Below are 16,786 nucleotides of genomic sequence, written 5' to 3'. Positions count from 1 at the left end.
AGAATTTTAAGCCTTATATAGAAAAATGACAAAAAATATGATGTCTAGTTAATATAATAACGTGGAATGCGTTTCCCAAGTATACAAGGGATTTCATAGTTTATGGTTTCAAGATAATCTGCTACATCATCCATCGACACAACTCCCGTTTGGTCAGAACCAATTAATGTCACACTAGTTCCTATTTCATAAGGATGATCAAGACGTATCATACATTGGTCCATACAGATACGTCCAACTATAGGAAGTTTCTTTCCATGGATTAACACTTGAAAGTTTTGCAGTTTACGAATCCAACCATCACCATAACCAATGGGAATCGTCCCTATCCATTCATCTTGGTCTGCAACATACGTTTTTCCGTAGCTAATAGCATCTCCTTTGTTAATTCGTTTGACGTGAATCAGTCGGCTATATAAAGAAAATGCTTGCTTAAGATGAAGAGAGACATTTTCACTAACAAATTTTGAAGGGTATAGACCATACATGCCGATTCCAAAGCGTACGGCATCAAACATATCGTCTGGAAACCGCATAGCTGCAGCAGTATTTCCGATATGTATTACTATATTTTCTTGAAGGTACCGCTTCACTTGAATTAGCCATTGTTTGAATGCTGCGATCTGCTGACTGTAATAGTGATTACCTGGCTCATCAGCCGTTGCAAAATGAGTAAAAACACCCGTAATGAATATATTGGTATGTTTACATGCCTTAATTACATCATATGCCTCTTCAACACTTCTTATACCTATTCGTCCCATACCTGTGTCCACTTTTAGGTGAACGTTTAAATGTTCATCATTTAAATAGGAGCTAGCCTGTTTGATCCAATCCGATTGAAACGTCGTTAAGGTGATGTTGTGTTGAGCTGCCAATGCTACGTATTTGGGATCCGTCCATCCCATCACTAAAATAGGTATATCAGGGAACTTTTGACGCAAGCGTAACCCTTCATCAAGTACCGCAACTGCTAACCTTGTAGCACCCGATTCAAGCGCGGCTTCAGCCACTTCAATTTCACCGTGACCATATGCATCAGCCTTCACAACGGCCATAACCTCTTTATCCTTTAAATGATGGTTCATTGTTTTAACGTTATGTCTTATTGCGTCTAAATCTACCTCTACCCAAGTATCGCGATGATAAGCTGATTTATCCATGTCAAGACCCTCTTCTATTAAACATTTATTGTTGTTTATTATTATCCTAGGACAACTCTTGTATTGTCAATATAGCGATTATTGGAAATGGTCTAGACAAAAAAATTACCCATAATATCTTAAATATTACGGGTAATTTAGTCAGATTATGTTTCATTTTACTTCATCGCACGATCTTGTACAGATTTTGCTACTACAACCATTTCATCAACGGTTAAAGTGTCACTCGCCAACACGAAATTCATACCATCTTGTTGCCATTCTAGGGTGTTATTTGATAAATGACCCACTGTAAATCCTAAATCAACCATCTCACCCGAAGCATAGACTGGTACTTCTATATTCGTCGGATGTGATTGATACATCTCTTGAACCAATGTGAAATTTTTGTCACCTTCAAATGATAAGATTGACCGTTCTCCATTTTCAAATGAAACAACTTCTTCACTTGCTAGCTCAGCACCTTCTGGAAGGTTATCCGGGTAATAAACGGCCATAGACTGTTCTTCTAATTCAGCCATGGTTGGAACGCTAACAGTTCCTTCAGCTAAATTTTCTTCTGTATCAAATTCAGTATTTGCAATTTCTGGATTGAATTCAAAATCAGAGAAATCAACGTTAACCATTGGCTCGTTTTGTGAATTCAATACTTTGACAAGCGCTGGTTCTAATGATTTCTTATGGAAGTAAATTTCTTGATACGGTAACTGTTGATTGCCCTTATAATTTGTTTTCACTGTGAAGACGTAATAATTTTCAGTAACCTTAAACTCACGATCGGCATCATTATTAATATCCGATACGAGTGAGGTGAATAAATACGGCTGACTGTGATGTTTTGGCCAATCATTTTGGAACTTGTAACTTTTGTTGATGGAAGGAGTTAATACAAAAACACCTTCGTCATTGCGTAATATAACTTGATTTCCTTTATCATCTAATTGATTCTGCAGTACCACTTTGTAATAGTCATCTTTCTTATGCCAGACTTGTACATCAAATTGCTGTGGTTCTTCTCCTGTTTGGATTTCCATGGTCGCTGTTGTTTTAAAGCTTTCCATGTCTTGTTCTTTTTTGTTTAGTGAATTCACAACATCATCGACCGTATCTTCCCCGCAAGCAGCAAGTAGCCCTACCATTGACAAGAGTAAAATGAAGAGCACTAGTTTACCTTTCATTCAGACAACTCCTTCGCCTCATAATTCAATAGCTTATTCTAAGGAACAAGCAATCTATTCGTGTTGCGGTGACAATGTGCACATTGGATCATTTGTTACCCCGCAATACACTATATGTGACAACTTGTCTGAATATGCAGACTAGCTATCCAAGAAAATTTATTTTTCTATGATAACTTGTGCAATGGCATAAGTCTGACTATGAGAGATCGATAAATGAACGCTAGGATGCTGCTTATCATCTATGTATATTTTAGGTTGTCCCATATCATTCGGCATAATTTCAAATGATTGAAAAGAAAGATGTTGGCCGATCCCTGTTCCGAGTGCTTTACTGTATGCCTCCTTAGCAGCAAAACGACCTGCCAAAAATTCAACCTTTCGTTTATGATTTGATAATTGATTAAACCTTTCCCATTCATTAGTAGAAAGTATGCGACGAGGAAATTTTTTTTGTCTTAAAAGTAATCGTTCAACACGATCTAACTCTACAATATCTATTCCAATTCCTTGGATCATAAATTAGCCCTTCTTTCTCACTTTAATTGAAACTTTAAGCAATCATTAGTATTCTTATAGAAAAGTGTTAAAAGAAACGGTTATACTTTTGATGAAAGAGGCGTCCCATATGTTTTTTATTAGAACGGAAAGCTTTCGGCAATTCTTAAGATGGTATCCTATTATATCAACGATTGTCGCGATTCATCTCATCCTTTACATATTTACAGAATTCATTCCAATACCTTTGTTTATCGATATAAGATTTCTTATGGTCGGACAAAATCTACTCATTGAGTCTGGTGAATATTGGCGATTATTAACGCCTATATTCGTCCATGGTGGATTGATGCATGTCCTATTTAATAGCTTTAGCTTGGTCTTATTCGGACCTGCATTAGAGCACTTATTAGGTAAAGTCAAATTTATTTTAGCATACTTGATAATGGGCATACTTCCAAATGTTGCGTACTTGTTTTTAGGCAATCCTATGGCAGAGTACGTCGGGGCATCAGGAGCCATATACGGATTATTTGGTTTATATGCTTATATGATGTTTGCTAGAAAAGATCTTATTGATTCCCAAAGCAGACAAATTGTAACTGTCTTTATCATTATTGGTTTTTTAACCTCTTTTGGCCCACACATTAATTATATTGCACATATATTTGGTTTTATTAGCGGTGTTGCACTAGGGCCAATTCTGATTGATCGAATACGTATATCTTATTATTAGAGGTGTCTATAAATGGAGCAAAAACAAATCATGCCATACATCGCCGTTATCATTGGTGTCTTAACTGTATCAACATCCGCCATATTTGTCAGACTCGCCGATGCTCCCGCTTCTATCATTGCTAATTACCGCTTAGTATTTGCGGTTATTCTAATGCTGCCTCTCGTGCTAATCAAATACAGAGGTGAGATAGCTCAAATATCCAAAAAGGATTGGCTCTTTTCTATTGCAGCTGGGATATTTCTAGCGTTTCATTTCATTTTATGGTTTGAATCACTCAATCACACATCTGTTGCAAGCTCTGTTGTATTAGTAACGACACAACCAATTTGGGCATTTTTAGGTGGTTACTTTTTCTTTAAAGAAAGGTTTACAAGTGGTGCTGTCATTAGTATGATTATTGCCCTTACAGGTAGTGTGATTATTAGCTGGGGCGATTTTCAAATAAGTGGAATGGCACTCTTCGGTAACTTCCTCGCTTTAATGGGTGCCATTACGATAACAGGATATTTTTTATTTGGGCAAAATGTACGCCAGCGTTTATCATTAATCACTTATACATTTGTCGTTTATGGGATGAGTGCGATAACGTTAATCCTGTATAATCTAATACTTAAGGAACCATTCGTCGGTTACTCGACTGATACGTGGCTCTATTTCTTAGCTTTAGCGATTTTCCCTACTTTCTTTGGCCATACCTTGTTTAATTGGGCTATTAAATGGATTAATGCCTCTACCATCACAATGGGAATATTATTCGAGCCAGTTGGTGCTTCCATTCTAGCCTATTTCATTTTGGATGAATGGGTCACGTGGTCACAGTTCCTGGGTGGAACCATTGTCATTTTTGGGTTGATCCTTTTTATTTTTAGTACATCGAAGAAAAAGAAAGTCAAAGTGATTGAATAAAAAACATGTCTTTTAGGCCATACACTAATAAAAGAGGGTGAGTATATGTCATTTCAATTAATGGTAGATGGGGGAGCTGATCTACCAAAAGAATTAATCGAAAAATTCAACGTCAAAATTGTTCCGTTAAATATTCATTTTGCCAATGAGGAATACAAGGCTGGTGTCGACTTAAGCACAGAAGAATTTTATAAAAAAATGAAGGCCACAGATGAATTACCGAAAACATCCGCATCAAGTCCAAACGATTTCTACAATGCCTTTAAAGAGATCAATCCTGACATACCCATATTATTGCTGTCGTTAACTAAGAATTTAAGTGCAACCTATCAAAATGCAGAGCTTGGGAAAAATATGTTATTGGACGAGGAGCCTGACCGAATCATTGAAATTGTTAATACTAAAACCGCTTCATGCGGAGTAGCTTTACTATTAAATGAAGCCGTTAAATTAAAGCTGAAAGAAGTTAACTTTCATGAAATCGTTAATCATGTAAAAGCATCTGTTGAGCGTACGGCAACGCTATTTTCATTAAAAACTGTTGAAAACTTAATTAAAGGCGGTAGGTTGGATAAAGTTCGAGGTGCCATTGCCAAGACATTAAATATTAAACTATTGATGAAAGCATCAGATGAAGGCGACATCGAGGTGACTGAAAAGGTACGCGGGGAAAAGAAAGCCCTACGACGTTTAGTTGAACAGATTGGTGACTATACCAAATCACTAGAAGGAAAAACCATCGCACTCGCACACAGTAATTGTGAAGAAAAAGCCAAGAAGGTACTCGCATCAATTAAAGAGAAATATAACCCATCCGAGGAGCTTTTAGTTGAGATGGGGCCGTTAATCGCTACCCACGCAGGCGAAGGTGGACTCGTCATTTCCTTTCTGGAAGATAAGAAATAAGATAGATATTAAGAAGAGGGCTGAAACAAAACTTTATTAAAAACATAAAATCCGAACTAGATTCAATTATTCATGAATGAGTTCAGATTTTATTCACTACGTCAAAATGCTTCGCTTGCCGCGGGCACGGCTCGAGCCTCCTCGGCAGAAAAGCGCTGCCTGCGGGGTCTCGAGACTCGTGCTGTTCCCGCAGGCGTCTACGCATTTTGACTCCGTTCATTTTTAATGATATTAGATGATATTGTTCGCCTTTCATCACCCTCTAAATATTTTTGTCCCAGCCTTTTTATCTGTGGTATCTTTGATAATTAGGGGCTGGGGAGAACCAGGCTAATAGCATTGCTATTGCAGGGAATAATAACATCACGATCAAAATTTCACTAAATCCACCAAACCATTCAAAGAAATAACCAAATGGTAATGGCCCTAAAGCAGATCCTACAACCATAGCTGACTGTGCAATACTCTTAATACTTCCTAAATGCTCTCTGCCAAAATAATTCGGCCAAACAATATTTAGTGCTATTCGCTCAAATCCATGAGCTAATCCCCATATTACCCCATAAATAATGGCCCCTGTAGCACTCTGTACTAAGAACAACCAACTAATTGCTACGACATGAATTAGAAAGGTAATCGCTAAAATATGATTCACTTTAATCCGATCAGCTAAATAACCAGATATAAAGGTAACTGGAAATCCAATTATAGCCATTAAAGATAATATAATTGCCGAAAGCTCCATGGATAAATTTTTAGTTTCAAAAATTGAAACTAAGTGGAACGTAATCCCCGTATTCGTCATAGCTGGAATACTAACACAGAATAAAATAACCCAAAATGCTTTTGTTTTCGTGGCTTCTTTTAATGTCCAGCTAATCTCATTATCTTCCGTTATCATCTCCTTGACAGATGACTTTGGTTGATCGTCAATTTTTTCAACCCCGTTGGTCGTCTTAGATATATATCTTTTTCGCAAGACCACGATCAGTGCCATTAATGTTACAGCTAGTAATATTATACGAATAACCACACTAGGAAACCATACAAATGTGTTTAATAAATACTCATTGATGGTCGGTATTAAAGTTAGGACGATAAGAGTAGACAAACTGATCATGGTAAAGAGGGGCAAACGTGAAGTTTTTATGACCTTTACCTTTAAATCTTCTCTACCATCCATAATTTCGCCAATATCATCTGGTTTGTTACGAACGAAAATAATGACTAATGGTACAAAAATGACAAGTAAAGCGACTCCCCAAATAACCCATGTTATCCGCCAGCTAAACGTTTGAACTAAAAACACATTTAACGGCGGAAATAAAGCTGCACCTGCAAAGCCACCAATTGCCATAACACTTAACGCCCGGCCTCTCTTTCTTAGAAACCATTGCGGAACTAAAGTATTCGGTAGTAATGTCATCGATCCCTGGCCGAATATCCGTAGCATAAAAAAGCCGATAAACATCATTAGCGGCCCTATAATCATGGCATTCCAAAACGTTGCAAAAGCTAAGGCAAAACCAACGATGGTCATCATAAGTCGTTGACCGTATAGATCTGTTAACTTTCCTATTGTAAATAATAAAAAACCTGCTAGTAATGTAGCAGCAGAATAAAGACTAGATATGTAGGATGGGGAAAATCCAAAATCTTCGCGATAAACGTCAATAAAGACAGATACGGCATATGTTTGCCCTGGCCCCGAGAAGAAGACGCCTAAAGCTGAGACGAATACAATGACCCAACCGTAGTAAAAAGATGTATTGGTCACCTTATTCTTAATCATTAATTAACCCTCTTTCTACTAATCACTTGAAGCAATGCTTTTCATTTTATCATAAATAAATAAAAATAAAATATAAAAAAAGATCTTCCGAAAAAAATTCGAAAGACCTTAGAATTTCATCCCTTTAACAAAGTTGTTTAATGATTTGACCATCGGACCAACTTGAGCTGCTGTTTTCACAAATTGGTTAGTCGTGTTAATAACTTTGTCTATATCAACTTCCCCATTATCATCTTGAAAATATTGAATAAATGGTGATTGTTGATTTTGGAAATTTTGATATTGAGTCCCTTCATTACTTGGGACTTCGAAATATAACGGTTGGTTATAGTTATTATAAGGATAATAGTATGGTTGCTGTTGCTGCGTTGGATCGTAATAGGATGGATAGTAATAGTTTACTGGGTAATATCCGTTCTCATGTTGAGATTGGAAATGATACATCGTAAACACCCCCTAAAACATCATATGAAAAATAATCAAAAAAGGGTGTTTGTCTAAAAAAGTTTTATAAATCCAATTCAGATTTTAAACGATCATGTTGAACACCTTGAATACATTGATCACCAATGAAAGTTACAGGTGCAGCAAAAATATTGTGATTTTGAAGTTCCTTTAAATAGGTTCGGTTCTCAGTTACATTTTTCTCTTCAAAATCAACCCCCCAACGATTCAGCATTTTCCTTAATCGCTCTGACTTCGTACAATTTTCCCTAGTGTAAACCGTTATTTTTTGCTCCGGCAAATATGCTCACCTCTAAATTATTGTGTCCATAGAGCATTATACCCACTATAAGTTTTAAATAAACAATCATTTATGAATCTCTTAGCTTTTCTGCATGAACACCTAACTTTTTCAAAAGCTTAATCGCCTGTTGTTTTTCTTCACCCGATAATCCGGATACAATCCTTTGAATTTCTAGCCAATGCTCTGGAAAAATATCACCCAACAAGGCTTGTCCTTTATCTGTTATTTGAGCGTATGTGACCCTGCGATCATCCTCTGAGCGCACACGATCCAAATATCCTTTTTTCTCTAAACTATTAACGACATACGTAATACTGCCACTTGTCAACAGAATCCGGTCACCGATCTTTTGCAAGGGTTGTGGTCCCCTATGATATAATAGCTCGAGTGTTGCAAATTCGGTTGGGTTTAACCCATACCGCTCCATGTCCGTTTCAGCTAAATCCAATAATGTCCGACTTGCTTTTGATAAAACTACAAATAATTTTAATGAATCATCTTCTCTTCTTTGTTCATATATTTCTTTATCCATATCCACCATACCCTCCCATCTACCTAAGATAATTATAGAGTTTAGATTGTTTAGCGTCAAAATAGTTTCCAAATGAGTAGAAATTTGGCATAATTAAGTTGCTTTTAGGAGGGACTCAAACATGATTGAAGATACAGGTGAACGCGTCATTCCGAACCTAATGGATCCATTAAATCCATTACTACTCGAACATATTGCTCGCTATCAGTTCGCATTAAATTATTTATATGGAAGAGTTTTAGATCTTTCTTGTGGGGCAGGTTATGGCACACATATGATAGCAAAACGTCGCAAAAAACAAGTTAACGAAGTAATTGGAGTTGACCTTGATCCAAACATTATCCAATACGCCAACAATGAATACTACCATCCTAAGTCGTCTTATCATATTACTGATGCAACCGATCCGAATTTAAATCAATCATTTGGAACCTTCGATTGTATCGTTAGTTTTGAAACGATTGAACATATAGAGGATGAACAAGCTATATTAAATAACTACGATCGTTTACTCAAGCCAGGTGGGACTCTTATTGTATCAACACCTTTTGGTAAAGGTCGTGGTGAACCATGCGGGAATCCTTTTCACGTTCATCAGTTAACTCAGGAAGAATTTAAAGAACTCTTCACAAATGACTATCAACATGTTGAATTCTTTTACCAAAATGGTGTCGTCATGGAGCCTCATCAGCGTGAAGGAGTTAAATACCCCTTAGGCATCGCTGTATGCCAAAAAGGAGAAGCATGAAAAACGCTTCTCCTTAATCCATGAATCTATTTAAGACAATTTGGCTTCGAACATAGCCCAGCTCATTAAGCGATAAAATGGATAAATAAAGCATAAAAAGTAAGCTAAATAATTAACCTTTATCACAAAGGTAAACAGTAAAATGAGAAACACAAATACTAAAGCCATAGTTGTTCCTCTTTTACTATTGACTGGCAATGGATCATAAAACATCGTACCTCGTTGACGTTTTTCATCAATATGTTTATTAAAGCATTTTTTATGAAACGGTTTCAATTTAAATTTATTTGCGACAACTAAATCTGTCTTATCTTTAATCTCCTTATCACAACGATAACACGCTATTTTTTTATCGCCCATACAACATCACTTCCCCATGCATATCAATTGAAATTTTGTAATAAATATCAAACAATTATAATCATAACTTACTTATAGAAAGGTGTCGACAAATGACTATTCAGCTCAGTGTTTTAGATCAATCACCACTATTACAAGGAAACAATGAGCGAGATGCTTTAAAACAGACGATAGAGCTAGCTAAGCATGTTGATCAATTAGGATATAAACGTTTTTGGATGAGTGAGCATCATAGCACGAAAAGCTTGGCAGGATCTGCTCCTGAGATTTTAGTCTCATCAGTAGCGGCCAATACAAAACAAATCCGTGTTGGAACTGGGGGCGTTTTACTTCCGCATTACAGTCCATATAAAGTGGCAGAATCCTTTCGGGTATTAGAAGGGCTATATCCCGAGCGAATTGATTTGGGAGTAGGGCGAGCGCCTGGTGGAATGCCTGGCGTGAATTATGCTTTGAATCGTGGGAAATATCCGGATGTACATAGCTATCCGACTCAAGTGTCTCATTTAATTGATTATTTATTAGGGAAAGACCCTGAAGGCTATCAAGTTAAAGCCACACCACTCGGTGAAACGACGCCACCTGTACACATGTTAGGTTCTAGTGGTGGAAGTGCTTCTGTAGCCGGCCAGCTCGGAACTGGGTATACATTTGCACAATTTATTAACGGTGATGGCAGTCCAGTCGCTATTGACCGTTATTATAATAGTTTTATTCCTTCACCTATGATGCAAGAACCTTATGCCAGCGTGGCCATTTTCGCTGTTATAGGCGATACAGATAAGGAAGCTGAGTTTTTAGCCTCAAGCCTCGATCAAGCTCTACTTATGATCGAGCAAGGTCAAGTACGTGAATTTTTCCCTTCCCCTGAAGAAGCTAGCCAGCAAACGTACAATATGTATGAACAGGCACGCATTAATGAGAATCGTAAACGAATGATTATAGGAGACGTCCGAAGCGTTAAACAACAAATTGAAGACCTCGCTCATGCGTTTCAAGTTAATGAAGTGATGGTGAATGTAATTGTTAGTCCATTTGAACGTCGGTTAGAGTCGTATACAAAGCTCGCGAAAGCTTTTAATATGTAGATTTCATAAGGAGTGTCGAAAATGATTGCTTTTGATCATCTCGTTATTTTTTCTAATGATCCAAAAAGGCATCAGGAAATCTTCACATCATCACATACGCAAGTTGGTGTTCCAGGAGGTCAACACGATGATTGGGGAACCTTCAATTACCTCGCTTTTTTTAAAAACAATGCGTATATTGAGTGGCTCGGAATTGATGACGATGAAAAAGCCCAGACCTCCGAAAACCCGCTTATACAGCATACTGCTTTTGCAAAAGAAAAAGGTCAGGAAGGGCCAATCCAATTTGCGCTTCGAGTTGATCAAATGGAGAAATATCAACAACATTTTGATGAGAAAGGAATTGAGTATATCGGTCCCTTTCCAGGCAAGCGAACAAAGCCTGATGGCAGTGTTTTAGAATGGAAAATGCTTTTTCCAAAATATGATTTTGATGCAGAACCGCTGCCATTTTTAATTGAATGGAGTGGGGAAGGAAACAAACCCACTAGCGAAGCAGATATGAATGCAAGTGAGTTTAATAACGTCACGATTTTCTCAGAAAACCCCGATGAATTTGCTAACCAATTAAAACGCATTTATCAACTAGATGATGCCAAGCAATCTGGTACAACTTATGAATGGAAATTAGAAAACGGAAAATTGTTTGTTCAACAGGGTCGCGGTATAGAAGCGAGGTTTAAATTTAATTTAATCAAGTTTAGATCGATTTTTTAAGTGTGCACGTTCCCAGCTTAATCTGGGAACGTTTTTATTATTTCATATTACGAAATATTCTTTATCCGAAGTAATAATCATGGTATAATAATGACAATAAATTAAGAAAATTTTGAAGCTAATAGGAGGTCTTCACTGATGAGTAAAACAGCATACCCTATAGTCTGGGACTTAGAAGTCTTTTTTAAAGGTGGTAGTGAATCACCAGAGTTTCGTAAACATTTAGATCAAACTAAAGACCGCGTTCGTACATACGCAGAACAGTTAAAAGATTTTAAAACACCCAAATCAGCTTCTAAAGCTGATCAAGTTGCCGAAACACTAAATCAAGCAGCAGATATCTTAATGAGCGTAAGTCAAGCTGGAGCATTTGTCAGTTGTTTGGAAGCACAAGACATGAGTGACCAAAAGGCTAGTGCTCTCCGAAGTGAAATTACGGAAATGTCGGCACTATTTAATTCTGCCTTTAACATTCTAAAACAAAAGCTAGCCAAAACCGATGAAAACGTTTGGAACGAGCTTTTAAATCATGAAAAGCTTAGCGAGCTTAATTTTGTGCTGAATGAATGGCGTACACAAGCACAAGAGCAGCTTTCCGAGGATGAAGAGGCGCTTATTACTGCTTTATCCGTTGATGGCTATCATGCATGGGGACAAATGTATAACACCATTGTTGGTGGAATGACAGTAACCGTTAATGTTGAAAGTGAAGAAAAAGAATTATCAGTTGGCCAGGCCAACAACCTTCTTTCCCATGAAAATCCTGAGGTGCGTAAAGAAGTTTTTGAAAAGCTAGAAGCGACATGGAAAGAAAAAGAAAATCTATTTGCTAAAACTTTAAACCACTTAGCCGGGTTCCGTTTAAATACGTATCAAAAACGAGGCTGGGATAACGTTTTAAAAGAGCCACTTGATATTAACCGCATGCAACAGGATACATTATACGCCATGTGGGGAGCAATCTCTAAAAACAAAGACCCTTTTGTGGATTTCCTTTATCGTAAAGCTAAACTATTAGGTAAGGAAAAACTAGAGTGGTACGATCTTGGCGCATCGACTCAAAAGAATAAAAAGAAACTTTCATATGATGATGGAGCTGCCTTTATCCTCGAACATTTTGAGAAGTTTAGTCCGAAGATGGCAAACTTTGCGAAAACAGCCTTTGAAGATGCCTGGATTGAAGCCGAAGACCGTCCGGGTAAACGTCCAGGCGGGTTCTGTACAGGGTTCCCATTAAGCGAACAATCCCGTATTTTCATGACTTACAGTGGATCGATGTCTAACGTCGCAACGCTGGCACACGAGCTTGGTCACGCATTCCACTCTTATGCGTTAAAAGGTGTGCATCCATTAAATCGTCGTTATGCGATGAACGTGGCGGAAACAGCATCTACTTTTGCTGAAATGATTGTGGCAGATGCCTCTCTTAAACAGGCATCATCAGAGAGCGAAAAAGTGGCCTTACTTGAAGATAAATTACAGCGAAGTGTCGCATTCTTTATGAACATTCACTCTCGTTTCTTATTTGAAACAAGATTCTATGAAGAGCGTAAAAATGGTTTCGTTCCTGCTAGTCGCTTAAATGAATTAACAGATGAAGCGCAGCGTGAGGCTTATTGTGATGCTGTGAACTCAACAAGTCCAAGCTTCTGGGCTAATAAGCTACATTTCCATATTACGGGTGTTCCATTCTATAACTTCCCGTACACATTTGGTTACCTATTCTCCCTAAGTATTTATGCAAAAGCATTGGAAGAAGGTACAAATTATGAAGATAAATATATGGCACTTCTCCGTGATACAGCTGTTATGACTGTTGAAGATCTTGCCATGAAGCATTTAGGTGAAGATATTACAAAAGAATCATTCTGGGAAAAAGGCATTGAGCTTTGTAAAAACGATGTAAAAGAGTATTTAAGCTTAACTGAATAAAAAAGAAAAACTAAGGCTTATCGCCACGCTAATGGCGAAGGCCTTAGTTTTTTTATACCTAAATCCTTTTACAACGTTAAACATACCTAAAGTGTTATTAAAAGCACTCACTAATAGATGGCGAGTGCTTTCACTTCACTTCCCAACCACTTTTTCATAATAAACAAATGGTTCTTTATAATGTCCATGGCGTTCTGCTGTAACAAATGAATAGCCAGCCTTTTCGAATAAGCGTAAAGCTGCTTTATTGGCACCATTCGTATCTGTTCTGAGCGATGGTACCTCTCTATCTTTAGCTAACTCTTCTGCAAATTGATAAAATTTTAGCCCAATTCCTCGTTGGCGTGTCGTTGGATCGACAGCTAATCGCTTCATACATAAATAAGGTTTTATGGTTGTCTTCCAATCAATTTCATCATATTCAGAGTGACCTGTATCACTGATACAAGCTGCTCCAAGAATTCTTCCTTTTTCTTCGTAAACAAATAACCGACCATGACGTAAGTCGTCCTCGTAATGTTCACGTTTCGGATATGTATCATCCCATTGGTCATTACCTTCTTCAAGCATTTTTTCTTTAGCTCGTTTAACGAGACTTTCAATCTTGTCTAAATCCTTTAACTGCCCTTCTCGTATCATCCTCGTCACCTCTTTCATTAAAATTTTAATTGAAAAAAATAATCAATTCAATTCATTGACATTCAAACGACAATTTGAATATAATACAATCAAATGAATATTTGAATGAAATGAGGAATAGCTTATGAAGCTTCCAAACTGCACGTCAAATGTATCAGAGGATCAACTACAATCTGTTCATACATCCTTGAAGGAAGTCCCGGTTAAATCCGTCAGCCAGCTTTTTAAAATATTAAGTGATGAAACGCGGGTCAAGATTGCCCACGCACTCACGGTAGAAAAGGAACTTTGCGTATGCGATGTTGCAGCAATAACCGATTCATCTGTTGCCACAGCATCACATCATTTACGCACCCTAAAAAAACATGGCTTATCGAAAGTAAGAAAAGAAGGGAAAAACGTCTATTATTCGCTCGATGATCACCACGTCCATGACCTCATTAAAGTAGCTGTCGAGCACCAAGAGGAATTGGAGGGGTAACTATGGCTAGTGAAGAACAAAGCTTTTATGTGCAGGGCATGTCCTGTGCTAATTGCGCTAAAACATTCGAAAATAATGTTAAAGAAATTTCCACAGTCAAAAACGCCGAGGTTAATTTCGGCGCATCCAAAATTAAAGTCGAAGGTTCGGCTTCAATTGAGCAACTAGAAAAAGCCGGATCCTTCGAAAATTTAAAAGTCACCCAAGAGTATGAAAATACACCACAAAAATCATTTTTGGATTATGTTAAAGAAAACGGAAATGTTGTTGGCTCCTTTATATTACTTGTTACCGGGCTTATCTCACATTTTCAATTAGGTACAGACCATTCATTAACGCTTGGAGCATTTATCGCCTCTATTGTCGTTGGTGGACATCAACTATTTTTAACAGGCTTTCGTAATCTTGTACGTCTTCGATTTGATATGAATACATTGATGACCATTGCTGTCATTGGCGCTGCCTTAATCGGTGAATGGATTGAGGGGGCAGCTGTTGTTATTTTATTTGCGATTAGTGAAGCGCTTGAATCCTATTCTATGGATCAAGCACGGAACTCAATTCAGTCCTTGATGGGAATTGCACCGAAAACCGCAAATGTTATCCGTAATGGCGAAAAACAAGAGGTAAACGTTGAGGACATTCAAATAAACGACGTCGTAATGATTAAACCAGGCGAAAAAATACCAGTCGATGGTGTTGTCGTTAAAGGCGAAACTTCCATCAACCAAGCCGCCATTACCGGTGAATCAGTGCCCGTCTACAAAGCCTTGGATGATGAAGTTTTTGCTGGAACGTTAAACGAAGAAGGTTATTTAGAAGTTCGCACGACCAAACTCGTTAAGGATACAACACTTGCAAAAATTATTCATTTAGTTGAAGAAGCACAGAATGAAAAAGCGCCTGCTCAACAGTTTGTCGATCGTTTTGCGGCTTATTATACACCATTAATCATGTTAATCGCTCTTGGCGTGGCTATTGTTCCACCAGTATTTTTCGGGCTGAACTTCGAAACATGGTTATATCAAGGGCTTGCAGTATTAGTCGTCGGTTGTCCATGTGCCCTAGTCGTGTCAACACCTGTTGCGATTGTCACAGCTATTGGAAGTGCAGCCCGTAACGGTGTTCTTGTTAAAGGTGGTGCCTATTTAGAATCGCTCGGTCATATCAAGGCTATTGCCTTTGACAAAACCGGAACAATTACTCAAGGAAAACCTGTTGTCCAAAGCTATCGTATTTTTGATGAATCAATTCAAAAAGAGGAATTTTTCGGTATAGCAAGTGCACTAGAAAGTCAATCGCAACACCCATTAGCTAAAGCCATTATTGATTTTACAGAGAGTTTGACTATTAAGCAGTATGATATCAACGACTTTCAATCAATAACAGGCAAAGGAATTACGGGTTCAATTAATGGTGAAACCTATAAAGTCGGGAGTCCTTCAATGTTTGATTCTGTTAGTCCATACATTTCCGATGAGGTCGAAACCTTACAAGAAGAGGGGCATACAGTTGTTCTGATGAGTCAAAATGACAAAGTAATCGGTCTTATTGCCATTGCTGACGCGGTTCGCGACGTATCGAAAAACATGATAAACAAAATCCATGGACTTGGTATGAAACAATCTGTATTGCTGACGGGAGACAATGAAAAAACAGCTCGATCTATTTCGAATCAAGTCGGAGTTAAGTCGTTTCTAGCAAACCTTTTACCTAAAGATAAACAAACACAGATTAAACAATTACACGACGAGCACGGTCGGGTCGCGATGATTGGCGATGGTGTGAACGACGCCCCAGCCCTGGCTACTGCTGATGTTGGCATTGCAATGGGTAGCGCTGGAACAGATACAGCTCTTGAGACTGCGGATATTGCACTAATGGGGGACGATTTAGAAAAGCTTCCCTTCACGGTTCGATTAAGCCGACGCACCCTAAACATCATCAAACAAAATATTGCCTTCGCGTTAGGCTTAAAAGTGTTGGCCCTACTGCTAGTTATTCCTGGGTGGCTCACTCTATGGATTGCCATCTTAGCAGATATGGGCGCTACTCTACTTGTTACGCTCAACGCATTAAGGTTAATCAGAAGTAAGGAAACCAACTAGTGGGTTCAATGGGGAATTTATAGCAAACATTGGGCTATAAAGTAGACTCATCGGGGAATTATTAGCACTCATGGGGCAAAAATGCAGACTCATCGGGGAATTATTAGCACTCATGGGGCAAAAATGCAGATTCATCGGGGAATTATTAACACTCATTGGGTAATAAAGTAGGTTCAATGGGGAATTATTAGCACTCATGGGGCAAAAAAGTAGGTTCAATGGGGAATTATTAGAATAATCGATGTTCGGAA

The 16,786-nt window shown here is 38.0% G+C and carries 18 protein-coding genes; 9 read left to right on the top strand and 9 right to left on the bottom strand.

Annotated elements, in window-relative coordinates; genetic code table 11:
- Window positions 1–44: 44 nt before the first annotated feature.
- The 3 genes from alr to acpS all read right to left on the bottom strand — a co-directional run bounded on the left by alr (window position 45) and on the right by acpS (window position 2,860).
- Window positions 45–1,163, bottom strand: a complete 1,119-nt coding sequence (gene alr / locus BLP77_RS08590) for an alanine racemase (RefSeq protein ID WP_093856711.1) — start codon at window positions 1,161–1,163, stop codon at window positions 45–47.
- A 158-nt stretch (window positions 1,164–1,321) separates the two neighbouring features.
- Window positions 1,322–2,341, bottom strand: a complete 1,020-nt coding sequence (locus tag BLP77_RS08585; RefSeq protein WP_093856710.1) for a LolA family protein — start codon at window positions 2,339–2,341, stop codon at window positions 1,322–1,324.
- 159 nt (window positions 2,342–2,500) lie between these two features.
- A complete protein-coding gene (gene acpS, locus BLP77_RS08580; RefSeq protein WP_093856709.1) occupies window positions 2,501–2,860 on the bottom strand; it encodes a holo-ACP synthase in 360 nt (119 codons plus the stop codon).
- Window positions 2,861–2,969: 109 nt separating this feature from the next.
- Between acpS and BLP77_RS08575 the strand changes: the two genes are divergently transcribed.
- From BLP77_RS08575 to BLP77_RS08565, 3 genes are read left to right on the top strand one after another with little or no spacing between them, the layout of a single operon-like run.
- Entirely contained in the window at window positions 2,970–3,575 is a 606-nt protein-coding gene (locus BLP77_RS08575) for a rhomboid family intramembrane serine protease (RefSeq protein ID WP_093856708.1), read from the top strand.
- Between the two features lie 12 nt (window positions 3,576–3,587).
- Window positions 3,588–4,484, top strand: coding sequence for a DMT family transporter (locus BLP77_RS08570; protein WP_093856707.1), 897 nt, complete (start codon window positions 3,588–3,590; stop codon window positions 4,482–4,484).
- Between the two features lie 45 nt (window positions 4,485–4,529).
- The gene (locus BLP77_RS08565; protein ID WP_093856706.1) at window positions 4,530–5,390 is read left to right on the top strand and encodes a DegV family protein; all 861 of its coding nucleotides are present in this window, start codon (window positions 4,530–4,532) and stop codon (window positions 5,388–5,390) included.
- 286 nt (window positions 5,391–5,676) lie between these two features.
- On the opposite strand, the gene BLP77_RS08560 is transcribed toward BLP77_RS08565, so the two are convergent.
- From BLP77_RS08560 to BLP77_RS08545, 4 genes are all read right to left on the bottom strand, one after another.
- Entirely contained in the window at window positions 5,677–7,182 is a 1,506-nt protein-coding gene (locus BLP77_RS08560; RefSeq protein ID WP_093856705.1) for an MFS transporter, read from the bottom strand.
- Between the two features lie 108 nt (window positions 7,183–7,290).
- Window positions 7,291–7,626, bottom strand: coding sequence for a YppG family protein (locus tag BLP77_RS08555; protein WP_093856704.1), 336 nt, complete (start codon window positions 7,624–7,626; stop codon window positions 7,291–7,293).
- A 64-nt stretch (window positions 7,627–7,690) separates the two neighbouring features.
- Window positions 7,691–7,927 (bottom strand): glutaredoxin family protein, encoded by a 237-nt coding sequence (locus BLP77_RS08550; RefSeq protein ID WP_093856703.1) that lies wholly within the window; start codon window positions 7,925–7,927, stop codon window positions 7,691–7,693.
- Window positions 7,928–7,997: 70 nt separating this feature from the next.
- Entirely contained in the window at window positions 7,998–8,462 is a 465-nt protein-coding gene (locus tag BLP77_RS08545; protein ID WP_093856738.1) for a MarR family winged helix-turn-helix transcriptional regulator, read from the bottom strand.
- Between the two features lie 121 nt (window positions 8,463–8,583).
- Here BLP77_RS08545 and BLP77_RS08540 point away from each other — a divergent pair, with 121 nt between their 5' ends.
- Window positions 8,584–9,210, top strand: coding sequence for a class I SAM-dependent methyltransferase (locus BLP77_RS08540; RefSeq protein ID WP_093856702.1), 627 nt, complete (start codon window positions 8,584–8,586; stop codon window positions 9,208–9,210).
- Between the two features lie 30 nt (window positions 9,211–9,240).
- Here the strand turns inward: BLP77_RS08540 and BLP77_RS08535 are convergent, their stop codons facing one another.
- Window positions 9,241–9,570 (bottom strand): hypothetical protein, encoded by a 330-nt coding sequence (locus tag BLP77_RS08535; protein ID WP_093856701.1) that lies wholly within the window; start codon window positions 9,568–9,570, stop codon window positions 9,241–9,243.
- A gap of 92 nt (window positions 9,571–9,662) precedes the next feature.
- Between BLP77_RS08535 and BLP77_RS08530 the strand changes: the two genes are divergently transcribed.
- The 3 genes from BLP77_RS08530 to BLP77_RS08520 all read left to right on the top strand — a co-directional run bounded on the left by BLP77_RS08530 (window position 9,663) and on the right by BLP77_RS08520 (window position 13,307).
- Window positions 9,663–10,658 (top strand): LLM class flavin-dependent oxidoreductase, encoded by a 996-nt coding sequence (locus tag BLP77_RS08530; protein WP_093856700.1) that lies wholly within the window; start codon window positions 9,663–9,665, stop codon window positions 10,656–10,658.
- A 21-nt stretch (window positions 10,659–10,679) separates the two neighbouring features.
- Window positions 10,680–11,375, top strand: coding sequence for a VOC family protein (locus BLP77_RS08525; RefSeq protein WP_093856699.1), 696 nt, complete (start codon window positions 10,680–10,682; stop codon window positions 11,373–11,375).
- Between the two features lie 138 nt (window positions 11,376–11,513).
- Window positions 11,514–13,307 (top strand): M3 family oligoendopeptidase, encoded by a 1,794-nt coding sequence (locus tag BLP77_RS08520; RefSeq protein WP_093856698.1) that lies wholly within the window; start codon window positions 11,514–11,516, stop codon window positions 13,305–13,307.
- A gap of 135 nt (window positions 13,308–13,442) precedes the next feature.
- Here BLP77_RS08520 and BLP77_RS08515 read toward each other — a convergent pair whose 3' ends face one another.
- Window positions 13,443–13,946: a GNAT family N-acetyltransferase gene (locus tag BLP77_RS08515; RefSeq protein WP_176753013.1), complete on the bottom strand. Its 504-nt coding sequence runs from the start codon at window positions 13,944–13,946 to the stop codon at window positions 13,443–13,445.
- 124 nt (window positions 13,947–14,070) lie between these two features.
- On the opposite strand from BLP77_RS08515, the gene BLP77_RS08510 reads away from it, so the two are divergent.
- A complete protein-coding gene (locus BLP77_RS08510) occupies window positions 14,071–14,427 on the top strand; it encodes an ArsR/SmtB family transcription factor (protein WP_093856696.1) in 357 nt (118 codons plus the stop codon).
- Between the two features lie 2 nt (window positions 14,428–14,429).
- A complete protein-coding gene (locus BLP77_RS08505; protein WP_093856695.1) occupies window positions 14,430–16,535 on the top strand; it encodes a heavy metal translocating P-type ATPase in 2,106 nt (701 codons plus the stop codon).
- Window positions 16,536–16,786 lie beyond the last annotated feature (251 nt).

The sequence above is a fragment of the Tenuibacillus multivorans genome, from assembly GCF_900103915.1.
GTDB classification, from domain to species: domain Bacteria; phylum Bacillota; class Bacilli; order Bacillales; family Alkalibacillaceae; genus Tenuibacillus; species Tenuibacillus multivorans.
Note: the sequence above shows the minus strand (reverse complement) of the source record. Positions and strands in the feature narration are given on the sequence as shown.

What these genes read in the sequence shown, in the direction of transcription:
- BLP77_RS08505 (WP_093856695.1), top strand. Translation starts at nt 14,430, where the DNA reads ATGGCTAGTGAAGAACAAAGCTTTTATGTGCAGGGCATGTCCTGTGCT.
- BLP77_RS08525 (WP_093856699.1), top strand. Translation starts at nt 10,680, where the DNA reads ATGATTGCTTTTGATCATCTCGTTATTTTTTCTAATGATCCAAAAAGG.
- BLP77_RS08535 (WP_093856701.1), bottom strand. Translation starts at nt 9,570, where the DNA reads ATGGGCGATAAAAAAATAGCGTGTTATCGTTGTGATAAGGAGATTAAA.
- BLP77_RS08560 (WP_093856705.1), bottom strand. Translation starts at nt 7,182, where the DNA reads ATGATTAAGAATAAGGTGACCAATACATCTTTTTACTACGGTTGGGTC.
- BLP77_RS08555 (WP_093856704.1), bottom strand. Translation starts at nt 7,626, where the DNA reads ATGTATCATTTCCAATCTCAACATGAGAACGGATATTACCCAGTAAAC.
- BLP77_RS08575 (WP_093856708.1), top strand. Translation starts at nt 2,970, where the DNA reads ATGTTTTTTATTAGAACGGAAAGCTTTCGGCAATTCTTAAGATGGTAT.
- BLP77_RS08530 (WP_093856700.1), top strand. Translation starts at nt 9,663, where the DNA reads ATGACTATTCAGCTCAGTGTTTTAGATCAATCACCACTATTACAAGGA.
- BLP77_RS08585 (WP_093856710.1), bottom strand. Translation starts at nt 2,341, where the DNA reads ATGAAAGGTAAACTAGTGCTCTTCATTTTACTCTTGTCAATGGTAGGG.
- BLP77_RS08515 (WP_176753013.1), bottom strand. Translation starts at nt 13,946, where the DNA reads ATGATACGAGAAGGGCAGTTAAAGGATTTAGACAAGATTGAAAGTCTC.
- alr (WP_093856711.1), bottom strand. Translation starts at nt 1,163, where the DNA reads ATGGATAAATCAGCTTATCATCGCGATACTTGGGTAGAGGTAGATTTA.
- BLP77_RS08570 (WP_093856707.1), top strand. Translation starts at nt 3,588, where the DNA reads ATGGAGCAAAAACAAATCATGCCATACATCGCCGTTATCATTGGTGTC.
- BLP77_RS08540 (WP_093856702.1), top strand. Translation starts at nt 8,584, where the DNA reads ATGATTGAAGATACAGGTGAACGCGTCATTCCGAACCTAATGGATCCA.
- BLP77_RS08545 (WP_093856738.1), bottom strand. Translation starts at nt 8,462, where the DNA reads ATGGATAAAGAAATATATGAACAAAGAAGAGAAGATGATTCATTAAAA.
- BLP77_RS08520 (WP_093856698.1), top strand. Translation starts at nt 11,514, where the DNA reads ATGAGTAAAACAGCATACCCTATAGTCTGGGACTTAGAAGTCTTTTTT.
- BLP77_RS08510 (WP_093856696.1), top strand. Translation starts at nt 14,071, where the DNA reads ATGAAGCTTCCAAACTGCACGTCAAATGTATCAGAGGATCAACTACAA.
- acpS (WP_093856709.1), bottom strand. Translation starts at nt 2,860, where the DNA reads ATGATCCAAGGAATTGGAATAGATATTGTAGAGTTAGATCGTGTTGAA.
- BLP77_RS08565 (WP_093856706.1), top strand. Translation starts at nt 4,530, where the DNA reads ATGTCATTTCAATTAATGGTAGATGGGGGAGCTGATCTACCAAAAGAA.